1 protein-coding gene is annotated in these 712 nt (G+C 61.0%); it reads right to left on the reverse strand.

All coding sequences use genetic code 11. From position 1 onward, the window contains the following. Nucleotides 1-693, reverse strand: a 693-nt coding sequence (locus ACODSN_RS16385) for a Crp/Fnr family transcriptional regulator (protein ID WP_489056552.1), incomplete at its 3' end; no start/stop codon positions are given. Between the last annotated feature and the right edge of the window lie 19 nt (nt 694-712).

Here is a 712-nt window from a genome sequence, read left to right on the forward strand (position 1 = left end):
ATAATCCGGATCGAACTGGCCGCGCTCGACAAGAGCTTCGAGGTCCAGGATTTCCACGCGCGACGAACGGAACACGCAAAGCCGCTCCTCGCGCAATTGGCGAAGAACCCTGTTCACATGGACGCTCGTCAGGCCGCAAATCTCCGAAAGATCCGCCTGGGTCAGTCCAAGCGTAAAGCGGTGACCATCGCTCAGCCCTGCCGCCGCAAGGCGGGCATTGGTCTCGCACAGGAAATGCGCCACGCGCCCGACACCATCGAGGCGACCGAGCCGAAAGAGCCAGGCGCGATGGATCGCGGCATCGATCAGGGTCGAAAACCATAATTTGCGCGCCAGGACCGGGTGATCGGCAAGAAGCGCATCGAGTCTGCGATGGGGAACGATGGCGACCTTCGCCATGGTCATCGTCGCGACATCATGATCGAGCCGTTTCAACGGATAGCCATGAAGATCCACGAAATCGCCCGGCACATGCACCGCCACGAGTTGGCGCAGGCCGTTCCGATCATCGATATAGCGCGACAATATGCCGTCAACCAGCAACGTGCTCTGGTGCAGGACATCGCCCGCCCGGACGATGGTCGTTCTCGGCTCCAGGCTCCTCACCTCGGTGATGGAGGCTTCGAGCAGCGCACGCTCTTCAGGCTCCAAGGCAACGCCCCGCTTGTCCCTCAAGAAGCGTTCCGTAAGAATGCCGCGACCTCCAATGACA

This window comes from Sphingobium sp. FG11 (assembly GCF_057809915.1).